The organism is Intestinimonas massiliensis (ex Afouda et al. 2020), assembly GCF_001244995.1.
Lineage (GTDB): Bacteria > Bacillota > Clostridia > Oscillospirales > Oscillospiraceae > Intestinimonas > Intestinimonas massiliensis.
In genome coordinates this window covers 1-1,075 of sequence record NZ_LN869523.1, presented here as the reverse complement: position 1 = coordinate 1,075, position 1,075 = coordinate 1, and the positions used below count along the sequence as shown (strand labels likewise).

The 1,075-nt window shown below is 47.7% G+C and carries 1 protein-coding gene and 1 pseudogene; one reads left to right on the top strand and one right to left on the bottom strand.

Going from position 1 to position 1,075, the window contains the following annotated elements; translation table 11 throughout:
• Positions 1-304 (top strand): annotated as a pseudogene (locus BN2154_RS15920) (hypothetical protein); the annotation flags it as partial.
• A gap of 506 nt (positions 305-810) precedes the next feature.
• Here the strand turns inward: BN2154_RS15920 and BN2154_RS16145 are convergent.
• A partial coding sequence (locus tag BN2154_RS16145; protein WP_207641534.1) for a hypothetical protein occupies positions 811-1,075 on the bottom strand: 265 nt, incomplete at its 5' end.

Here is a 1,075-nt window from a genome sequence, read left to right as displayed (position 1 = left end):
GTTCCCTTTTCTGCCGAAGCTGATTATGCTGCTGGGGAGTAAGAACGAGAATGGAGAATATAGTGCGGCGCTTGGCTCCTACAGCTATGGTGGCTATCTGGTCTATGCCAACATGCTGACGACGGCATATCAAAAAGGCTTTGGCCTGTCCAATTATTATAGCTCCAACAACTACGGAAAGAAGAGTTCTGATGGGAAGACCTTCACCTGGTACTATGATTATACAGGGAGCCGTCCCAACGACGGAATAAACTACCAATGCAATGTTTCCGGTACCGTGTACTACTATGCGATTCTCGGATAAGGTTCCCTTTTCTGCCGAAGCTGGTAATCATCCGAAACATGGTGTTGATGCGCGGCACTGATGTCACATTTCACAGCACCTCTTCAAATGGATCTAGCAGCGGGAATGCCAAAAATACCGCAATCTGGACTGAGACCGGGGTGGAATGGTACTGCTCTCAGTCCTACCAGCCCAGCGCCGCTTCCCAGATGAATGCGGAGGGAGTTGTCTATAACTACCTGGCAATCGGATAATCAGCCGAGGGCAATGTAGTGGTAGGTTGTACCATCGTAATTGAGCTGATTGTCCCCAGAGTCTACAGCGTACCAGGAGAGCGAAATGTCCGCCCATGTTGCGTACAGGAACGTGGCTGCGTAATTTGTGCTCTGTGTGATCTTCACGCCATGGCCGTCTCGAACGAATATGCCGATAACCGACTTGGTATTCGATGCCTCGCGGCCGCGTGACACGACTACAAGAGCGGGCGAAAAAGGGAACCTTATCCCAGCACGAGGCACTTGTAGACCTCACCCTATTGCAAAAAAGTGATATATTCCATCTTTCAAGTTAAGCTGATAGTTCGCATCTTTTGTACTGTAAAACGATAAGGCATTTCCATTCCATGTGAGATTGACGTAATTATCGTTGCTGTACGCTACTGGTTGTACGATAAGTCTACCTTTAGACATCCCTCTAATCCATGGCCCACTAATAAGTGGTTGGCTGGATGCTGAGTTTATTTCGTGAATAGTTATCATTACAATCTGTGGAGAAAAATCGAACCTTATCCGA